General features: G+C 49.0%; 19 protein-coding genes. All 19 read left to right on the top strand.

Annotated elements, in window-relative coordinates; genetic code table 11:
- Positions 1 to 64: 64 nt before the first annotated feature.
- Positions 65 to 1426, top strand: a complete 1362-nt coding sequence (locus WD071_RS16875) for a cytochrome ubiquinol oxidase subunit I (RefSeq protein WP_368049574.1) — start codon at positions 65 to 67, stop codon at positions 1424 to 1426.
- Positions 1426 to 2424 (top strand): cytochrome d ubiquinol oxidase subunit II, encoded by a 999-nt coding sequence (locus tag WD071_RS16870; protein WP_368049573.1) that lies wholly within the window; start codon positions 1426 to 1428, stop codon positions 2422 to 2424. Before WD071_RS16875 ends, WD071_RS16870 begins: the two co-directional genes overlap by 1 nt.
- A gap of 605 nt (positions 2425 to 3029) precedes the next feature.
- Positions 3030 to 3326: a 4-fold beta flower protein gene (locus tag WD071_RS16865; protein ID WP_368049572.1), complete on the top strand. Its 297-nt coding sequence runs from the start codon at positions 3030 to 3032 to the stop codon at positions 3324 to 3326.
- A complete protein-coding gene (locus WD071_RS16860; protein WP_368049571.1) occupies positions 3323 to 3973 on the top strand; it encodes a hypothetical protein in 651 nt (216 codons plus the stop codon). Before WD071_RS16865 ends, WD071_RS16860 begins: the two co-directional genes overlap by 4 nt.
- 95 nt (positions 3974 to 4068) lie before the next feature.
- Positions 4069 to 4725, top strand: coding sequence for a hypothetical protein (locus tag WD071_RS16855; RefSeq protein ID WP_368049570.1), 657 nt, complete (start codon positions 4069 to 4071; stop codon positions 4723 to 4725).
- Positions 4726 to 4867: 142 nt separating this feature from the next.
- Positions 4868 to 6385 carry an ATP-binding protein gene (locus WD071_RS16850; RefSeq protein ID WP_368049569.1) on the top strand — a complete coding sequence of 506 codons (1518 nt, stop codon included), beginning with the start codon at positions 4868 to 4870 and terminating at the stop codon, positions 6383 to 6385.
- Between the two features lie 173 nt (positions 6386 to 6558).
- A complete protein-coding gene (locus tag WD071_RS16845) occupies positions 6559 to 7350 on the top strand; it encodes a hypothetical protein (RefSeq protein ID WP_368049568.1) in 792 nt (263 codons plus the stop codon).
- 548 nt (positions 7351 to 7898) lie between these two features.
- The gene (locus WD071_RS16840; protein WP_368049567.1) at positions 7899 to 8345 is read left to right on the top strand and encodes a hypothetical protein; all 447 of its coding nucleotides are present in this window, start codon (positions 7899 to 7901) and stop codon (positions 8343 to 8345) included.
- Positions 8338 to 8769, top strand: a complete 432-nt coding sequence (locus WD071_RS16835; protein ID WP_368049566.1) for a hypothetical protein — start codon at positions 8338 to 8340, stop codon at positions 8767 to 8769. Before WD071_RS16840 ends, WD071_RS16835 begins: the two co-directional genes overlap by 8 nt.
- 593 nt (positions 8770 to 9362) lie before the next feature.
- Positions 9363 to 10709 (top strand): PIN-like domain-containing protein, encoded by a 1347-nt coding sequence (locus WD071_RS16830; protein ID WP_368049565.1) that lies wholly within the window; start codon positions 9363 to 9365, stop codon positions 10707 to 10709.
- A 95-nt stretch (positions 10710 to 10804) separates the two neighbouring features.
- Complete coding sequence (locus tag WD071_RS16825; RefSeq protein ID WP_368049564.1) at positions 10805 to 11305, top strand: hypothetical protein; 501 nt, start codon at positions 10805 to 10807, stop codon at positions 11303 to 11305.
- A gap of 231 nt (positions 11306 to 11536) precedes the next feature.
- Positions 11537 to 12184, top strand: coding sequence for a DsbA family oxidoreductase (locus WD071_RS16820; RefSeq protein ID WP_368049563.1), 648 nt, complete (start codon positions 11537 to 11539; stop codon positions 12182 to 12184).
- A gap of 76 nt (positions 12185 to 12260) precedes the next feature.
- Complete coding sequence (locus WD071_RS16815) at positions 12261 to 12899, top strand: glutathione S-transferase family protein (RefSeq protein WP_368049562.1); 639 nt, start codon at positions 12261 to 12263, stop codon at positions 12897 to 12899.
- 294 nt (positions 12900 to 13193) lie between these two features.
- The gene (locus WD071_RS16810; protein WP_368049561.1) at positions 13194 to 13514 is read left to right on the top strand and encodes a helix-turn-helix domain-containing protein; all 321 of its coding nucleotides are present in this window, start codon (positions 13194 to 13196) and stop codon (positions 13512 to 13514) included.
- Entirely contained in the window at positions 13511 to 14836 is a 1326-nt protein-coding gene (locus tag WD071_RS16805) for a type II toxin-antitoxin system HipA family toxin (RefSeq protein ID WP_368049560.1), read from the top strand. The genes WD071_RS16810 and WD071_RS16805 overlap by 4 nt, the downstream gene beginning before the upstream one ends.
- Positions 14837 to 14999: 163 nt before the next feature.
- Positions 15000 to 16001 carry a Fic family protein gene (locus WD071_RS16800; RefSeq protein WP_368049559.1) on the top strand — a complete coding sequence of 334 codons (1002 nt, stop codon included), beginning with the start codon at positions 15000 to 15002 and terminating at the stop codon, positions 15999 to 16001.
- 228 nt (positions 16002 to 16229) lie between these two features.
- Positions 16230 to 16739: a VOC family protein gene (locus WD071_RS16795; protein WP_368049558.1), complete on the top strand. Its 510-nt coding sequence runs from the start codon at positions 16230 to 16232 to the stop codon at positions 16737 to 16739.
- 54 nt (positions 16740 to 16793) lie between these two features.
- A complete protein-coding gene (locus WD071_RS16790; protein ID WP_368049715.1) occupies positions 16794 to 17495 on the top strand; it encodes a VIT family protein in 702 nt (233 codons plus the stop codon).
- Between the two features lie 129 nt (positions 17496 to 17624).
- On the top strand, positions 17625 to 18315 hold a 691-nt coding region (locus WD071_RS16785; RefSeq protein ID WP_368049557.1), incomplete at its 3' end, for a MipA/OmpV family protein.

Here is an 18315-nt window from a genome sequence, read left to right as displayed (position 1 = left end):
CATACTATCAAGCCGAAAAACATGGCACACTACGCACCGTGCCAAACCCGATACGGAGACAACGATGGATTTCGACCCGTTTGTCCTGGCCCGCGCGCAGTTTGCTGCCAACATCAGTTTTCACATCCTGTTCCCCGCCATCACCATCGGCCTGGGCTGGATCCTGTTTTTCTTCCGCCTGCGCTACACACTCACCGGCAACCAGAACTGGGAGTACGCCTACCAGTTCTGGGTAAAAATATTTGCGCTGTCGTTTGCCATCGGGGTGGTTTCCGGCATCACCATGAGTTTCCAGTTTGGCACCAACTGGCCCGGCTTCATGGACCGCGCCGGCAACATCGCCGGCCCCTTGTTAGGCTACGAAGTGCTGACCGCGTTTTTCCTGGAAGCCACCTTTCTGGGCGTGATGCTGTTCGGCAAACAGCGCGTCTCCAACCGCATGCACCTGATCGCCTGCGGTCTGGTGGCCTTTGGCACCACCCTGTCCGCGTTCTGGATCCTGAGCCTGAACTCCTGGATGCAGACACCCCAGGGTTATGTACTGGAGAACGGGGTGTTCCAGGTCGGCAGCTGGCTGGAAATCATCTTTAACCCATCTTTCCCGTACCGGTTGGCACACATGCTGACCGCCTGCCTGCTCACTGCCGCCTTCCTGGTCATCGGCATCAGCGCCTGGCGCATGCGCAGCCGCGTCGACGGGCCAGCCACGCTGATGGTGTTCAAAACCGGCGTGGCCATTGCCATGGTCGCCGCGCCACTGCAGGTGGTGATTGGCGACCTGCACGGCATCAATACCCTGGAACACCAGCCCGCGAAAATCGCTGCCATCGAAGGTGTGTGGGAGACCCACCGCGCGGTGCCCTTCACCGTGTTCGGCTTTCCCGATGAAGACACCCGCACCACCCGCTTTGCGCTGGAGATTCCCTACGCCGCCAGCCTGATCCTGACCCACGACCCCAACGGCGAAGTGCGCGGCCTGAACGAGTTTGCCGGTGCACATCCACCGGTGGCGCCAGTGTTCTGGGCCTTCCGACTCATGGTGGGCATTGGCCTGCTGATGATCGCCGTGGCCTGGTGGGCCGGCTGGCAACTGTTCCGGCGCAAACAAAAACCCGGGCCCTGGCTGCTGCACGCCGCCTCCTGGATGACCTTTTCCGGCTGGGTGGGGGTGCTGGCCGGCTGGTATGTCACCGAGATCGGCCGCCAGCCCTGGCTTATCAACGGCCTGATGCGAACCGAAGAGGTGGTCGCCGATCACGGCCCCGGCGTGATGCTGGGGACGTTTAGTGCCTACATGGCACTGTATGTGTTTGTGCTGGTGTCCTACATCGCCACCCTGCGCTACATGGCCACCAAACCGGCCGCGTCGCTGACCCAGTCCATCCGACTGCAAAACCCCGACCAAGCCGCAGAAGGAGCACTGTGATGGCACTGGAAATCTGGTTACCATTGTTTTTTGCCGGCGCCATGGGCCTGGCACTGCTAATTTATGTGGTGCTGGACGGCTACGACCTGGGCATTGGCATGTTGCTGCCGCTGGCTGATGAGGACGAAAAAGACGTCATGGTCGCCGCCATCGGCCCGTTCTGGGATGCCAACGAAACCTGGATCGTGCTGGGTATCGGCATTTTGCTGATCGCCTTCCCGCAGGCACACGGCATCATCCTCAGTACGCTGTATATCCCGGTCACCGTCATGCTGATGGGGCTGATACTGCGCGGCATTGCCTTCGACTTCCGCGCCAAGGCCGTGTCCCACCGCAAACAGATGTGGAACAATCTTTTTTTTGCCGGCTCGTTGATCTCATCACTGGCCCAGGGCTGGATGCTGGGCACCTACATCACCGGCCTGGACACCGGCTGGATCAACACCCTGTTCTCCGGCCTGATCGCCATCACCCTGCCCGCCCTGTACATATTGCTGGGCGCCGCCTGGCTGCTGATCAAGACCGAACACGCCCTGTTCGACAAAGCCCTGCGCTGGGCCAAAACCTCCATCCTGCCCATGGGCCTGGCCCTGCTGCTGGTGTCCATCGCCACCCCGCTGGTCAGCAGCACCATCGCCGACAAATGGTTCTCCTTCCCCGACAGCCTGTGGCTGCTGCCGGTGCCCATCCTCAGCAGCCTGATCTACGGCGCGCTGATCTGGCTGGTGTTCGACACCCGCGTGCTGCGCAGCAAAGCCGAATGGCTGCTGTTCGCCGGCCTCATCGCCCTGTGCCTGCTCGCCGCCCTGGGCCTGGCCTACAGCATCCTGCCCGACATCATCATCGGCCAGATGGACATCTGGGAATCCGCCGCCAGCACCGCCTCGCTGCTGTTCACCTTCTGGGGCACCGCCGTGGTGCTGCCCACCATCCTGATCTACACGTTTTTTGTGTACCGGATATTCCGGGGCAAGGCTACTGCGTTGAAGTATGACTGAGGGGTGGGTTGTGCGGGTGGTGTGAAATGTACCCTATATTAGCCTGTTGGATAGTTGTAAGTGGTTCAGTATTCTGGTTTTATTGGGCTTTGGCCTCTCCCTTGATTGATGTTAAGACACTGGGCGATGTTCCTATAGGGATGAGCCTGTGTATCGGCGATTTGTTTAGCGTTCTGGCGAGAGGAACTCCAGCTGTTAGCACCACGAATGGAGAACGTGTTGATGTCGAAAATTATGGGCTTGGCTGTTGTGGCAGGACTAGTAACCTCCTGTGCATCGAATTCGGGCATTGTGCCACTTGGTAATGATGCGTATATGGTCTCACGACAGGCAGCTTCTGGATTCTCGGGTATGGGCACGTTGAAAGCTGATGCTATCGGTGAGGCCGCTCGGTACTGTGAATCGAATGACAAAGTGTTCGAAGCTATAGAAACGGAAGAATCCGAACCCCCGTATATTCTGGGGAATTTTCCCAGAGTGGAGTTGCACTTCAAATGTATGCCGAAACCATAAGCTGTCCTAGTAGGAACGCTCACTAGGGACGTACAAAGCGGTACCAACATGTTTTCGCGCCAGAACAAGGGCGTTAGCTGCACGAGGATTCTATGACTGATTACATTTACAGCTCTCGAGGGACTGCGGTTGGATATATTCGAGGTAAATATATTCACGATATGCATGGAAAAGCAGTTGGCCAGATCAATGGTACACACGTGCATAAACTATCGGGAAGTTATGTCGGCGAATTACACAAAGATATGGTTCTAAACAAGCATATGGGAAATTACGGAAATATAGGTAACCCGGGTAATCCTGGCAATGCCGGGAATCCTGGCAATCCGGGCAATAGAGGATCAGTGAATTATGGATATCCGGATGTATTTGATGAGCTGCTGAAATGAACCCAAATGATGAAATAAGAAAATCTATTCTCCAATATTTCTACGATAGGAATGCTAATGCGACAAGCAAAATGGGTAAGAAAGGTTCTGCTTTAAAAATTAGCGATGCAAAACGTGAATTAAAAGCCCTCCATGGTTTGGCACAGCCTCAAGTAATGTCAAACCTAACTTATCTAATTGACAACAACTGGGTAAAGACCATTGACATAGAAAAAACCATAAACGTCAAAGGCGGAACAATCCCACAGACAACAACGTTCTATGAAATCACTGCAAAAGGTATCGACAAGATTGAAGGCGGCTCTCAATTTGAACCTAAAGACAGATACGCTGGTATCAACATCACAGCTACAGGCAGCAACATAATTACACTTGGCGATGGAAATGTAGTCAATGCTGATTTTGCAGATTTACGAACGCATTTAGATGAATTGAAAAAATCTATTGCTACGTCTAGCGATCTCAACGAACAAGAAAAACTAGACTACTCAGTTGACGTAGAAAGTATCAAAGATCAGCTAGCTAAAACTAAGCCAAACAAAGCTATAATCGCCGCACTATGGGGCGGACTGGAAAAAATAGCAGTGGCATCAGGTGTCAGCTCAGCATATGAAAAAGTTGCGCCATTAATTGACTCAGTGTTGTAGATTCAAGTCATGGCAGCTAACAATCAAATCAATCTTGGACAGGGCTGTCGCCTCGCCCATTACGAAGAGCGTTATGCAAATAAAGCGGAATCCTCATGAAACTTCGATTGACGATACAAAAAGAGATAGATTCGGTCCTAGATTCCACATGTTTTTCAAGCGATGACTTTATACGTTACTTCGGAGATGATGATATTGATGATTTGATACGAATAACGTTCCTTCACAATCAGACTTATTACTTCACAGCGAACCGGGCCTTGCACATTTACCGAATAGAAATGTCGCCTGGCGAAATAACTGCTAACAAGACAATGCTCGTGGATTCACTAGACGAGGTGTTCCGAACTATTCCTCGTTGGACTAGCGAGGTCCGAAGTGAACTAAAAGCAGAGAAAGATCTAAATCGTGAGGTCAATGAGCTCAGAGAGCTAATATCGGAGCAGCTAGGCGAACAGACGAAAGACGAAGAATTTACTGTAGAGGAGATCAATGCTCTGAGAGAGAAATTTTCTCGTCTCGAAGAAAAGGTACGTAAACTTGAGGAAGACCAGATTATAACGTCTACTCAGTTTAGAGAGTTCAAGGATGGTATAGAGAGGGTGTCGGAAGACATAGAGTATTATCCAAAAGAAACGTGGCTTAGAACGGCACCCAACAAGATCGTAAAACTCGTTGTATCTATTGGAAAATCCAAAGAAGGGCGCAAGGTTCTTGCAGATGGTGCTAGAAAACTCCTAGGGTTAGACTGATAGCAGATGCATAACAAGCGCTTCCAGACGACGCTAAAACATACGCGTTTTTGTGTTACTTGCTATGCTGAAACAATAACACAAAAATGCTACGGCTTAAACGGGCATTAGTTGCCGCTTTGCTACATGGGGTGATAACAAGATGAAAATAAAAGCCGTAACCGTGAATCGGTTTCGAAGCTATTCAAGCCCGGTGACGGTACAGCTTGATGACCTGCTCGTCCTTGTCGGTCGTAACGACATTGGGAAATCAACACTTCTTGAAGCGTTGGACGTCTTTTTCAATGAAGGTAAAGGCTGCGTAAAGATAGACAAGGACGATATAAACAAAGATTGCCTTGCTCAAGGGCAGGACTGCATTGAAATCGAAATCGAATTCACTGATCTTCCTGGAAATATCGTCATTGACGCCACGAACCAGACGACACTGCAGGAGGAATACCTGCTAACGTCGGCGCGAACCCTGCATGTCGTCAAGAGATACCCAAATGCGGGGAAGGAAAAGGTATTTATTAGGGCCAATCACCCCGTAAACCCAGAATGTTCTGACTTACTTCTGAAGAAGAACGCCGACCTTAAGAAGATATTGGAAGCTGGCGGTTTCGACTGCCCGGATAAGACAAAGAATGCTGAGCTACGAAAAGCTATCTGGCGTGGGCAGGCAAATTTACAGTTAGGCGACTGCGAAATTGAAGTTGCCAAGATTGACGCCAGGAGCATCTGGGAACAACTCAAGGCGTATATGCCGCTGTACACGCTGTTCCAATCGGATCGAAAAAATAGCGATTCTGACGATGAAGTTCAGGATCCTATGCGAATCGCTGTCAGGGAAATCCTCGGTGATCCACAAATTCAAGCAGATTTGGCGCAGGTCACGGACACGGTGAAGGCACGATTGGATCAGGTGGCTCAGAGAACCTTACAAAAGCTTAGGGAAATGAACCCAGCAATCGCCAATTCACTCGACCCTCAACTTCCTGATTTCGCCAGCCTGAAGTGGCCGGATGTCTTCAAGAACGTCTCTATTACCGGTGATGATGATATCCCCATTAATAAGAGAGGAAGTGGAGTAAAGCGCCTCGTGCTGATCAGTTTTTTCCGTGCAGAAGCAGAGAGGAGACAAAATGAGGCTAACTTGCCCGATATTGTATACGCCATCGAAGAACCGGAAACATCTCAACACCCAGAACATCAGCGCGATTTGACTGATGCGCTGATCGCCCTGTCTGAAGCACCCAATACCCAGGTATTGCTCACAACACACAGCCCCGAAATCGTCAAGCGCCTGAAATTTGAGAACATCATTCTGGTTTCAGATCAGGCTCCGAAACGAGTTTCGCCCGTTCTTGAACATGAGCTACCGTATCCAAGCCTTAATGAAGTAAATTTTTCTGCGTTTGGAGAGGCGTCCTATGAATATCACAACGAACTATATGGGTTCATTGAGGCAGAAGGACGCTTGGCTGACTACAAACTTGGCAAACCGGAGCGTCAGTACATTCGTCTCCGGCAGGATGGTTCTGCGGTGTCGCAGCAAATTATTCTTACCGAGTACATTCGCCATCAAATTCATCATCCGGAGAACGACCAAAACGTACTGTTCACCCCGGATGAACTCACAGAATCAATTGAGACCATGCGACTTTTCCTCCAAGTTTGAGGCGACGGGTGAGGCGGCATCTAACAAATCGTTACAAGGGACGTTTGAGCCATTGCCCAGGTTTGCTGCCAAAAAATAGTCATCGTCTCAAACGCCCCTGAACTTAGGCGTCGTGTCCTGTGACAACGCCAGTGGTCAAGATTGTTCGCCACCAGTAGATTGAGGGAAACATATTGAGACATATAGGAATACTGGAGCCTGAAGTAGTAATAGAACTTCTCAATAGAATAGGTATACCAGTAGTAACACTCTATGGGTTAAGCATGTTTCTGTTTCCTTGGATTAGCGGAGACGGAGACTGGAATTATGTGCATAGTGTTTGGCACAACTGGCAAGGCTTGAACGTAGGTATGCTCGCTTTCGTTTCAAGTCTTATCGCCTTTAATATCGGCAGATACAATGCCGAAAGACAGAGAGAAAGGGAATTCATTGCCGCGAAAGTATTTTTACCAGAGGCATTGAGTGAACTAACTGAGTATTTCAAATTAAGTGCAATCTTATTATCTGAAGCCTACGAACGAGCGTCTGAACCAAGGAATAACAGGAGAAGAGAACTTGCGGCAGCGCTCCCCGTACCACCGAAGGAGTACAAAACCATTTTTAGTCGTTGTATTGAAAAAGCAGATCCAGAAGTGGGTAGCTATTTAGCTTACATTTTAATGAGGCTTCAGGTTCATAATTCACGGATATCCGGAATTCCAGATTCCTTTACCGTAGGTGCTCAAATGCTCGTCGCCCCTCAGAATATACTTACCTACCTTTTCAGGCTTGCGGAGCTTCAGGCTCTTGTAAACAATCTTTTTGAGTTTGCACGAGGGATGGAGCTATTTGTCAACGAGTATCCTCGATGGGATGATTTCAGGAATGCGTATGGAAATCTCGATTTGTGGTTAGACGACTACGACGGTCTACAAGGCTTTACCGAGCGAGCTATTGCGCGGCATAAGGTAGTAAAAAGCACATAGAAAGCGCAAAAACTGTGGCACGACAACTTCGCCGCTGAACAGCGGCATCAAACCTCAACTGCTATCGAGGATTTGCAATGGGAATTGGCCATGTTATTTCTGCTGAAGAATGGAATAAGTTGCCCGAGTCGCAATTTCCCCTAATGAAGTCGGACAAAGAGAAGGGGGGCGTATTCGAAGTTATAAAAGTCGGCTTCTATATGGCATCTAAAGAAGAATGCTAAGAAATCTAAGTACTTGCGTAACAAGTTCCAGGAGGGAAGTATACCCTCCCAAAGGTGCTAGTTAAGTTCGAATCCGAATTTGGACTTTGCAAACTTCCCATTGAACTTGTTGATTGGATATTTCATGCAACAGCCATGGCAAAAGCCGGAATGAATGCACTTCCTTGTTCATTCGAATTCAGCGAGATTGATGGACGCAAATACGATGACATATTGTAGAAGCTTTAGTAAGCCCAATCACGGCGACAGCGTTTCTGCTACGGACTCGCCTCAACCACTTAGCTGCGCGTTTTAGCAGCAATAGAAACTAAGGAAATACTGTACATGGAATCGCTTTTTTCATGGCTGAACGTTGACCGAATCGGTGGCCTTGCTTCGATTACTGGGCTTGGTTTCACTATCTATGTTTTTCTGGGAGTGAGAAAAATAAAGCAAGAGTTTCTTTTTAGAGCGAGACTACCGAGTCTTTTAAAGAAAATACAGAATCACGCATCAACGATTTCTAGTGAATTGACTAACCTCCCGGACTCTAGTCATGCAATTATCGAAGAACTGGCGATTGCGCAAGTAAATATTAGGAGTCTTGAGAATAAGTCCTCTGGAACAATGCGTTTATCCCTAAAGAAACTCCGTTTGATCATTGAGGAAATTCGAGAGAATCAGAGTATAGATAAGAACTCGATCAGAGCGGTTTATCTTGAAATGAATATGGTGATCCAAGAAATTTCAAACATTCGTGAAGATGACAAATGGAGTCAAGGAAATGGCTAAGCAAGACGAAAAGTTAGTAGCACTTGTAGCCAAATTAATTGAACTAACTCAGGAGTCCACATTGCGCTGGGAAGTAGTCGAGGCGAACGAAGGTTCCGAATTTGGGTTTACCAAGATTATTGGCGCTGTATTTGAGACAAAATACGGTGGGAGAATCCTAAGAATATATAAAAGGGAATATGATAATAGTGAGGATAATCACTTGTTTAATACGTACGCTTATCAGCCCACTTATTCAATAGCTATTGAACTTGAGTTTGTCGATAGAAAAGGGAATTCAATTTGGAGTTTTCCACGAATCACAGGCATTTTTGATTTGTACAAAGCCATATCATACAAGGCAGCTGGTGTGGATGATTTTATTAGCGATATATTAGGTGATGAAGAGAACGCCTCTAACAAAAGGACCAAATCGGACGTATAAACGTGTCACCTACCTCGGGGGATGTTGAGTATAATTAGTATGTAGAGCTAGACTAAATGAACAGGTATTATTGTATCATTGGGCTATGGTATAACACGGAAAAGGTTCTAGCGAACAACGCTATCTACGACAAGATCACGGAAAGCAGTATATGGGAATTTTTTGCTACGATTATCACCAATAGCGAAGTCTCGGTAGATAAAACTATTGGCTGCCATAATAATCGAACTTCAGTTACACCACGAGCCTGTTGGATAGGGCACTAGATAAGTTAAGAGAACGGTATGATTTGATTTACCTCCATTGCAAAACGATATTTTCTAGAATTAGCTTACGCCTATTGTACTTGTCCGAAACAATGAATTTTTAGGCCCGGGTATTTAGACTCGTCCGCTTTCGAATTTCTCCAGACTAATTGTAGTGGTTGTTCCAGGCAGAATAGACTGAGGTACAGCTGACTAAGTTGGGGGAGGAGATAGGAATCGTCTTTCCAGATGAGTTCGCCGCCTACCAGCAGCCCTACTCTGCGTGTGCAGACAAGGGCTTAATGCTTTCGAAGTATCATCAAAAATCATTGGATATAGGGGGTGAATATGAAAAATATATTTAGGGGGTTCTATAGCGCATCTCAACAAGAGCTTGGAAATCTTTGGAAGGATGACAAAACACTTTTTGTGTTCGATGCCAACGTGCTTCTTAATCTGTATGGTTATGCACTCCAAACTAGAAATGATTTCTTTAAAATACTGAAATCTATAGAAGGGCAAATTTGGATCCCATACCACGCGGGTCTCGAGTACCAGAAGCGAAGACTAGAGGTTATCAAGAATGAAAAAAGTATTTTTAGTGAAATAGATAGAAACCTTGATAAGGTACAGAATGTATTCAAATCTGACTTCGAACAGCTGGCATTGAAGCGCCGCTTTCCTAAGTTAGCGGAGAATACTGAAAGGCTTGAGAAGGAGATTAGTAGAAGTATAGCGAGCTACCGAAAATCGGTGGCACATTGGAATAGCGAGCAACCCTGCGTTCGTTCTCATGACTCAATTAGAGACGATTTAAACAGCTTATTCGAAGGAAAAGTTGGTGAAAAACCGAAAAGTCAAGAATGGCTAGATAACCTTTATAAAGAAGGTGCGGAGCGGTTTAGGAATAGAATTCCGCCGGGCTTTAAAGATGCGTCAAAAGCTAAGAAAGAGGAGGATACCCATTTTTTCTATGATGGACTGAATTACGAGCGGCAGTTTGGTGATCTAATCATCTGGAAACAAATAATACAGAAGTCAAAAGAAAAAGATATAGCCAGCGTCATCTTTGTAACCGATGATGCCAAGGATGATTGGTGGTATAAAATACACTCTAACGGCAACAAAGTTATAGGACCTCTAGCGGAGATTCAGGCAGAAATATTTGGCGAATCAGATATTAGCGCATTTCATATGTACAGCACATCGATGTTCATGAAAGATAGTGAGTCCTATCTGTCGGTAGAGGTTGATGAGAATTCGATCATTGATGCGAGAGCCTCCCATTCGAAGCCGAGACATAAATATCGAGCTGATAATCTGAATCAACTGAGAGATTCACAGAATTTTATAGTGAATGAATATTTGAAGAAGCACGAATCTAGTTTCGGGAAGCTTAGCGAGATTATGTCTCAAAATAGGTTTCCTGATGATTTAGAAAAGTTTCGGAATCTAGAATACATGAAAAATCATCTACCGACACATTTTGACGAATATAAGAATCTCTCCAACAAAGCGAGCGTAGAAGCCTACAAATATTGGCTCGATAAATACAATACTATCTTCGATGAGAATAATATGAGCACCTATAGTGATATCATAAGAAAGTATGAAAATGTTGGATCACCTTCTGAAATCCAAAGGCTATTCGACAACTTGGATGCTTCAAAGAATGAAGAGAGCGACGAGAACTAGAAGAACACTTTAGAACGAGTATGTTATTTTACTTTACTCCAATTAAACTTAGATCACTTTCACAAGAATCAGAGAATTAATAGGGTGACCTTTTTATGGAAAGCATTCTTCCCGTTTTCCAAACAATGCTGGGTGGCATGTTAACTTTGCTCGGCGTATATATCGTTCAAAATAAGTCGAACAAGAGAGAGCACAACAAACACTACAGAGAGATTATCCAAAAATGCTATGAGCATCTCTTGAGCATGGAGTCTTATTATCTGGAAGAGTCTGTAAATTTCTTCAAAGGTGTGCGTGATAATGATTTACTTAAGTTGAGGAAGTCTCAACACGGCTCTCTAGGATCTGAAGAGTCGAATAAGGCAGTTGCACTTATCGAGCTATATTTTCCGGAGTTCGACGACTTAGTAGAAGAATTATCATCTGCTGAAACCGAGATGATGAACTTCAATAGCGATACAATTTCCTCGTTTAGCTACTTATCTGTGGAAAAATACAATCAGGAATCGGAAGAGTATAGCGAGAAACTAGGAGAAGCCATAGCAAACGTTAAAGAGGTTCTTGTTGATGAAATGAGGAGGTATACCGCCTTCTAGACTATACTCAGAGTTTGACGTCGGAAGGTACGATTTTTGTTTCATTGTTAGTGCTCGGAAATAGCGAATGGGCTACCAAACATATGAAGATGAATCGGCTAATATTTCGATTTTGAAGCACACAATGGTTCTACCTCTTTATGCGTCAGAGTTACCCAATATCAGCGTAGACCTTTACAATAATACTGGCAGTATAGAGCTGACCCTCAAGAAGAATTCGGAGCGCCCACCATGAACAAACTACAAATCGACATCGTCTCCGACATCGCCTGCCCCTGGTGCGCCATCGGTTATGCCCGCCTGCAGCAGGCCATGGCGCAGCTGGCATCGGACTATGAGTTCACGGTGCAGTGGCATGCCTTTGAGCTGAACCCCTCGCACAGTGGCCAGGGTGAGCCCATCCTGCCGGCGCTGGCGAAAAAGTACGGGCGCAGCGAGGACGAGATGCGCGAAGCGCAGAGCAATATGATGACGATTGCCAAAGAGCTTGGCGTCAACTTTGAAAAACTGCAGGAGCGCCTGACCGCCAATACCTTTGATGCCCACCGTCTGGTGAAATGGGCTGCTGAGCAGGGTCAGCAGACGGCCATGAAGCAGGCACTGTTCGAGGCGTATTTTGGCAAGGCGCTGGATGTCTCCGACCCGGAGGTGCTATTGGGCTGTGTGGAAACGCTGGGGCTGGACCCGGCACAGGCCAGGCAGGTGTTGGAATCGGATCAGTTTGCGGCGGCGGTACGCGAAGACGAAGCCACTTACCAGAAGGCCGGTGTCAGCTCTGTGCCGGCGTTCATCATCAACCGCAAGTACCTTATCTCCGGCGCGCAGGAGCCCGAGGTGCTGGTGAAGGCGTTTCAGGATATCAGTGCCGAGGCGGCTTGATATCCATCGGCTCGGCCCATCATTGAGCTGCGGCTGAACTGGGCGCTATAACTAGCAATCGACAATGGAGCCAGATTTGTACAAGCTATACTACTACCCGTTAAATGCGAGTATGGCCCCCCGCTTCGTACTGGAAGCGCTTGGTGTCGACCATGAACTCGTGCTGGTCGACAGAAAGTCTGATTCTCACAAGTCCCCCGAGTACCTGGCCCTGAACCCGACGGGTCGAATCCCGGCTTTTGTGACAGGCAAAACTGTTATCCTGGAAAGCGCTGCTATTTGCATTTATCTCTGCGAGAAACACCCAGAAGCTGGCTTGATGCCTGTTAAAAACATCGAACTGCGGGCGCGGTTCTTTCAGTGGCTCTTGTATCTTTCAAGTACATTGCAGGCAGAGCTCATGATTTATTTTTATCCTGAACGGCATTCTGAGGTTTCGTCTGGAGCCGAGCAGATTCGTAGAGCCCAGGATGCGCGGATCAGCCAAATGCTCTCAATTCTGGATGCGGAGTTAGAGGGACATGAATTTCTGTTGGGAACAGAGCTATCAGTCTGCGACTACTTTTTATTCATGCTATGTATCTGGGCAGACGGGATCTCGGTGCCCCCGCTGAGCTTTAAGAATTTGAATCGCCACCTAAGATTGATGGTGACGCGGCCTGAGATTATACGGGTGTGCCAACATGAGAACCTGGATCTGAGCCCATATGCGTAAGCTAAAGTCCCAAAAACGTTTCCGCGGAAACGTTTTCCGAGAGGTATCACTTTGTTAGTCGTCATCCCCACTGCCGGCCAGGAGCCGGTCTTCCATGAAACCTAAGGCTCTGATTGTCGTGCACGGCGGTAGCGCTCGCCTCCATATGTCATATTATAGCCCTTATAAAGCCTATATATAGAATTTTATGACCTTACAGGCTCTATTTAGGCCTTTAAATTAAATCTAATTACATTCCCTAAATAGTCTGTTAAACTCTAATCACGAGGTTAAAGTCTATTTAGGGTTCTTTATATGGATTCTGATCGTGTTTCAGCAATCATTGGTCAACGGATCAGGCAGTATCGGTTGAATCAGGATTTAACGCAGGAAGATCTAGCCACCCTGGCCAAGGTCTCACTGAATGCGGTTAAGTCCACCGAGGCTGGTAAAAGCACCTTGCCGACTTATGTCGCGATTCTTCAGGCGCTGGGCCATATCGACAACTTGCTTGCCGCCTTCCCGGACGAGGGCGTTTCTCCTGTGCAGCTACTCAAAAGCAGCACCAAACAGAAGCAACGGGCGAGCGGCAAAAAGCGCGTGCAACCGGCCGACAATGAGGAGCTCGACTGGTGATCAATACCATTGAGGTTCGCTATAAAGGAGAACCTGCCGGCGCCTTGAGTTATAACAAAGGCGACACAGCGGCGCGGTTCGAGTACTTCCCTGAATTTGTCGACCAAAACATCCCGCTTGCACCGCTGACAATGCCTGCCGAGACGGGAAGAATTTACGCTTTTCCGGGGCTAAACTGGGACACGTTCAGGGGCCTGCCGGGCATGCTCGCAGACTCATTGCCCGACGACTTTGGTAATGCGGTACTGAACCAGTGGGTTGCGAAACAGCCAGGTCGCACAGAACCCCTGACCCCGCTTGAACGGCTTCAGTATACCGGCGAACGGGGCATGGGCGCGCTGGAGTATCACCCCGCCCGGAACAGGCAAACCACTGCCAGTAATAAAGACATAGAGCTTGAGAGCTTGATGATGTTAGCGCAGGAAGTGCTCGATGCACGAAATGGCTTTCATCAGCGCACGCATTTTGATGACACGGCAAATAAAGAAATGATGCAGGCGTTATTGGCGGTTGGCACGAGCGCCGGTGGCGCAAGACCCAAAGCAATTCTGGCGTTTAACCAGGGGTTTAGCCAGGTTCGTTCAGGGCAGGGAATCGTACCGGCCGGGTTTGAGCATTACCTGCTGAAGTTTGACGGCGTAAAAGAGCGCGACCCGTCCCAACAAACGTTTGGCGACCCGCTCGGTTACGGCACGATGGAATATGTTTATTACTTGATGGCCACGCAAGCCGGCATTCACATGATGCCCTGTCACTTGCTTGAAGAAGGCAACCGGCGCCATTTTGTGACCAGGCGCTTTGACCGGGTAGGCAATGAGAAAAAACACATTCAAACGCTTACCGCCATTAAACACGTCAACTACCACGATATTGGCGCGTTTTCCTATGAAGAGCTATTCCAGGTTGCCCGCCAGCTCAGGTTGCCGCGGACGGACGCTATCGATCTGTTTCGCCGACTGGTATTTAACCACGTAGCAACGAACCACGATGATCATTCCAAGAACTTTGCTTTTATGCTGGAGGACAAGCAATGGCGGTTGAGCCCTGCTTATGACGTTGCCTTTAGCTATAAACCCGGCAACCCCTGGGTAGAGCAGCACTGGATGTCATTAAATGGCAAGCGCAGCGGTCATACCCGCGCTGATTTTTACGCGCTTGCGGACGCTCAGCTTCCGCGGGTAGAGCGCAAAGAAATCGATGCGGTTATTGATGGTGTGATCAACGCGGTGTCTCAGTGGCAGGCATTAGCCACTGAGCATGAGGTACCAAAAGCGCTGGCCGACTCAATAGACAGTCATATCAAGCTGAAAAATTTTACCTGACCGAATGGTGTATGATTTTATTGGGCTGCGTTGAAACGCTGGGGCTGGACCCGACACAGGCCAGGCAGGTGCTGGTGAAGGCGTTGCAGGACATCAGCGCCGAAGCGGCTTTATACTCAAGGTATCCAGGCACAATATCTTCAATGTAGAGATGCAAGAAACGATGCGCGATAAGCCCCCTTTCACAATCACCGCTGACATCCTGAATCTGGTTGCTGGTATCAGCGAGCAGGTTGGCAGGCTGGATGCCAGTGAACTGAATGCCTCACCGCAGCTACGCAAACAGAACCGCATCAAGACCATCACCGGCACACTGGCAATTGAGGGCAATACGCTGACCGAAGAGCAGGTAACAGCCATTGTTGAGGGGCAGCGCGTGTTGGGCAGCGTGCGCGAACTGGCCGAAGTCAAAGGCGCCATTGCCGCTTACGATGCCTTGCCGGGGTTGCAGCCCCATAACATCACTGACCTGCTCAGCGCACATGGCTTGATAATGTCCGATGTTCTGGTCAATACCGGAGCATTTCGCACTCGGGCGGTGGGTATACACAAAGGCGATGTGGTGCATCATGTGGCGCCACCCGCGCACCAGGTGTCAGGTTTGATGGCAGACCTGTGCCGCTGGATAAAACAGGCAAAAGATCACCCCTTGATCGCCAGCAGTGTTTTTCATTACGAGTTGGAGTTCATCCATCCGTTCAGCGATGGCAATGGCCGTATGGGACGACTGTGGCAGACACTGATCTTGTCGCAATGGCACCCGCTGTTTCTGTCGTTGCCGCTTGAGAGTGTGATTAAGGACCATCAGCACGACTATTACCAGGCGCTTGAGCAGGCGGATCAACTGGCCGAGAGCGCGCCCTTTATTCAATTCATGCTATCGGTCATTGCACAAACGCTCTCACAAAGCACCGCTCTTGATTCATCTATAAACGCCCCTGTAAACGCCCCTGTAAACGCCCCTGTAAATGTTGCGGGACGCAAGACACCGGATGCCATTTTGCTACTGCTGCAAAGCAACGCCCAGCTAACACGCCAACAGCTCGCAGATTCCCTCGGAAAGGATGTGCGCACCATTGCCCGGGCCATAGCCAAGTTGCAGAAAGCGGGCAGTTTGACCCGCATCGGCTCTGACAAAACCGGCCACTGGAAGGTTCACCTGTGATTGACAGCAAATCCATTTCCGAAACCAATTATTTTATCGTTAGCCGGGCCGATATTTGACGCTTTAATGTTATGACGTAATATTGCGTTTGCTCACAAATTTGGAGGATGTCATGCGCGAGGCATTGGTTGAAGATCAGGAAGATTTTGCGGCATTCGAGGAACGGGCTTCCGAGCCTGTCATGAGCTATGAGGCCTTGCTGGACGATTTAGAGGCTCATGGGAAGCTATGAATCAGCCAAAGTTTCGCATGGGCCGACTTGATCACGTGCATATTCGCGTGCCGGATAGAGCAAAGGCAGCCCAGTGGTACGCCGACTACCTGGGCTTTGAAGCGGTTAAAAAATTTGAGTTCTGGGCAAAGGGATTTGATGGCGGGCCGCTGCAAATATCCGCAGATGGCGGCGATACCATGCTCGCCCTGTTCGAAGCAAGCGATGGGCACCCGATGGCGCCGCAAGTGACGGGTGTCGCCTTCAGCCTTGATGCGGAAGGCTTCATGGCTTTCGCCCGGTCATTGCCCAACGGCATCAACAGCCCATCAGGCCAACCGCTTAATACCAATGATATCGTCGACTTTGACATGTGCTGGGCCTACAACTTCGCTGACCCTTGGGGCAATAATTTTGAACTGAATTGCTACGACTATCAGCGAGTGAAGGCAGAGCTCATTGAGAAAGACCATATCGAGCCGGTGCGCTACTGGCCGCGTGAGTTGTACCAACAGTATCAGGAATAAGGCCAGTAAGCAGTGATAAGCTTTCAGGGCAAGAGCGCTACCAAATCCGACAGAATGAGAAATCTGATGAGCCATCATGAAGCGCATAGATCGAATCGAATAGGCTGGTTGCGTGCCGCTGTTTTAGGCGCCAATGACGGAATCGTCTCGACAGCCAGCCTCATCATTGGCGTTGCTGCTGCCAATGCAACACAAGAGACTATCCTGCTGGCAGGCGTTTCAGGACTTGTGGCGGGAGCCATGTCTATGGCGGCTGGGGAGTATGTGTCCGTCAGTTCCCAGTCTGATACAGAGAAAGCAGACCTGGCCATCGAAAAAAAATCCTTGGAGACTGATATAGATTTCGAAAAAAATGAACTTGCAACTATATACCAGAACAGAGGTCTTGAGCCTGTTTTGGCAAGACAGGTTGCCGAGCAGTTGATGGCTCATGACGCTCTGGGTGCGCATGCTCGAGACGAGATAGGGATATCCGAGACTGTCAGGGCTCAGCCTGTTCAGGCTGCATTTTCTTCAGCTGTTACCTTTACTGTTGGTGCTGCACTTCCTTTACTCGTGGCATGGACGACACCAGGTAATAATCTGATAGTCGCTGTTGCTATCTCATCTTTATTTTTTCTGGCGTGTTTGGGCGCCGTGGCTGCACGAGCGGGCGGCGCATCCATTGCAATCGGCGCTATCAGAGTGACTTTTTGGGGCGCACTGGCTATGGGTTTAACGTCTATTGTGGGTGATATTTTCGGCGTGGTTGTCTGATCCGCTGAATACAGACTGACGTATCAGCTTGCCAATGATGTGCTGTTTGTTCACCTGCTTGCTGTTGAACAAGGGCCTCGTACTGCCGAGCGCATCGTAAAGCCACCTATCACTTCCCAGGAAAAAAGCATGAGAAAAACAGTCCTTCACGTCGCCGCATTGCTTGGCGCGTTTTTGTTTGCTGGATCGGTCACTGCGCAGGAGTCACGAACGCCGCTCGTTCCGCTGCCTTCGGTCACCGATTTTACCAATGGTGATGGCTGGGGTGTTGGCCTTGGGCTTGGCGTTGAATATGAAACGGCCTATGAGGGTTCGGACGAGTTTGGGGTTGAGGTCGATCCGGCCGGCGGTGTGCAGTGGCGAAGTGGCGACCATGTTTTTCTCTGGGCTGGTGAAGCCATTGGCTGGCGGACGCTGGTGCAGGATTCCTGGTTGATTCAAACGTCTTTAGGCTACGAAGAAGGCCGGGAAGAGGCTGATTCAGACGACGGCAGACTGAATGGCTTGGGCGAATCGAGTTCCGGGGGTGCATTGCTGTTGGAAGTGCGTCATGACCTTGGCGATGACTGGCGTTACTTTTTGGATGGCCGGGTAGCAACTGGCAGCATTGGTACGCTCGGAATTTTCGGCGCGGGAACCTGTCTGGGTTGCCAGGCTGACGGCACTGGTTGGGAAATCGGCGCTGTTGCCACGTTCCACAATGGCGAGCGCGCCAACCGCGACTTTGGCGTGACCAGGCAACAATCCATCAATTCCGGTATTACCGAAACCGATGTTGATAGCGGATTCAGATCATTGGGTATCAATGTCAACTATCGTC

The sequence above is a fragment of the Pseudohongiella sp. genome (assembly GCF_040877505.1).
Classification (GTDB): domain Bacteria; phylum Pseudomonadota; class Gammaproteobacteria; order Pseudomonadales; family Pseudohongiellaceae; genus Pseudohongiella.
This window is presented reverse-complemented; position numbering and strand designations above follow the sequence as displayed.

What these genes read in the sequence shown, in the direction of transcription:
- WD071_RS16875 (WP_368049574.1), top strand. Translation starts at nt 65, where the DNA reads ATGGATTTCGACCCGTTTGTCCTGGCCCGCGCGCAGTTTGCTGCCAAC.
- WD071_RS16870 (WP_368049573.1), top strand. Translation starts at nt 1,426, where the DNA reads ATGGCACTGGAAATCTGGTTACCATTGTTTTTTGCCGGCGCCATGGGC.
- WD071_RS16865 (WP_368049572.1), top strand. Translation starts at nt 3,030, where the DNA reads ATGACTGATTACATTTACAGCTCTCGAGGGACTGCGGTTGGATATATT.
- WD071_RS16860 (WP_368049571.1), top strand. Translation starts at nt 3,323, where the DNA reads ATGAACCCAAATGATGAAATAAGAAAATCTATTCTCCAATATTTCTAC.
- WD071_RS16855 (WP_368049570.1), top strand. Translation starts at nt 4,069, where the DNA reads ATGAAACTTCGATTGACGATACAAAAAGAGATAGATTCGGTCCTAGAT.
- WD071_RS16850 (WP_368049569.1), top strand. Translation starts at nt 4,868, where the DNA reads ATGAAAATAAAAGCCGTAACCGTGAATCGGTTTCGAAGCTATTCAAGC.
- WD071_RS16840 (WP_368049567.1), top strand. Translation starts at nt 7,899, where the DNA reads ATGGAATCGCTTTTTTCATGGCTGAACGTTGACCGAATCGGTGGCCTT.
- WD071_RS16835 (WP_368049566.1), top strand. Translation starts at nt 8,338, where the DNA reads ATGGCTAAGCAAGACGAAAAGTTAGTAGCACTTGTAGCCAAATTAATT.
- WD071_RS16830 (WP_368049565.1), top strand. Translation starts at nt 9,363, where the DNA reads ATGAAAAATATATTTAGGGGGTTCTATAGCGCATCTCAACAAGAGCTT.
- WD071_RS16825 (WP_368049564.1), top strand. Translation starts at nt 10,805, where the DNA reads ATGGAAAGCATTCTTCCCGTTTTCCAAACAATGCTGGGTGGCATGTTA.
- WD071_RS16820 (WP_368049563.1), top strand. Translation starts at nt 11,537, where the DNA reads ATGAACAAACTACAAATCGACATCGTCTCCGACATCGCCTGCCCCTGG.
- WD071_RS16810 (WP_368049561.1), top strand. Translation starts at nt 13,194, where the DNA reads ATGGATTCTGATCGTGTTTCAGCAATCATTGGTCAACGGATCAGGCAG.
- WD071_RS16800 (WP_368049559.1), top strand. Translation starts at nt 15,000, where the DNA reads ATGCGCGATAAGCCCCCTTTCACAATCACCGCTGACATCCTGAATCTG.
- WD071_RS16795 (WP_368049558.1), top strand. Translation starts at nt 16,230, where the DNA reads ATGAATCAGCCAAAGTTTCGCATGGGCCGACTTGATCACGTGCATATT.
- WD071_RS16790 (WP_368049715.1), top strand. Translation starts at nt 16,794, where the DNA reads ATGAGAAATCTGATGAGCCATCATGAAGCGCATAGATCGAATCGAATA.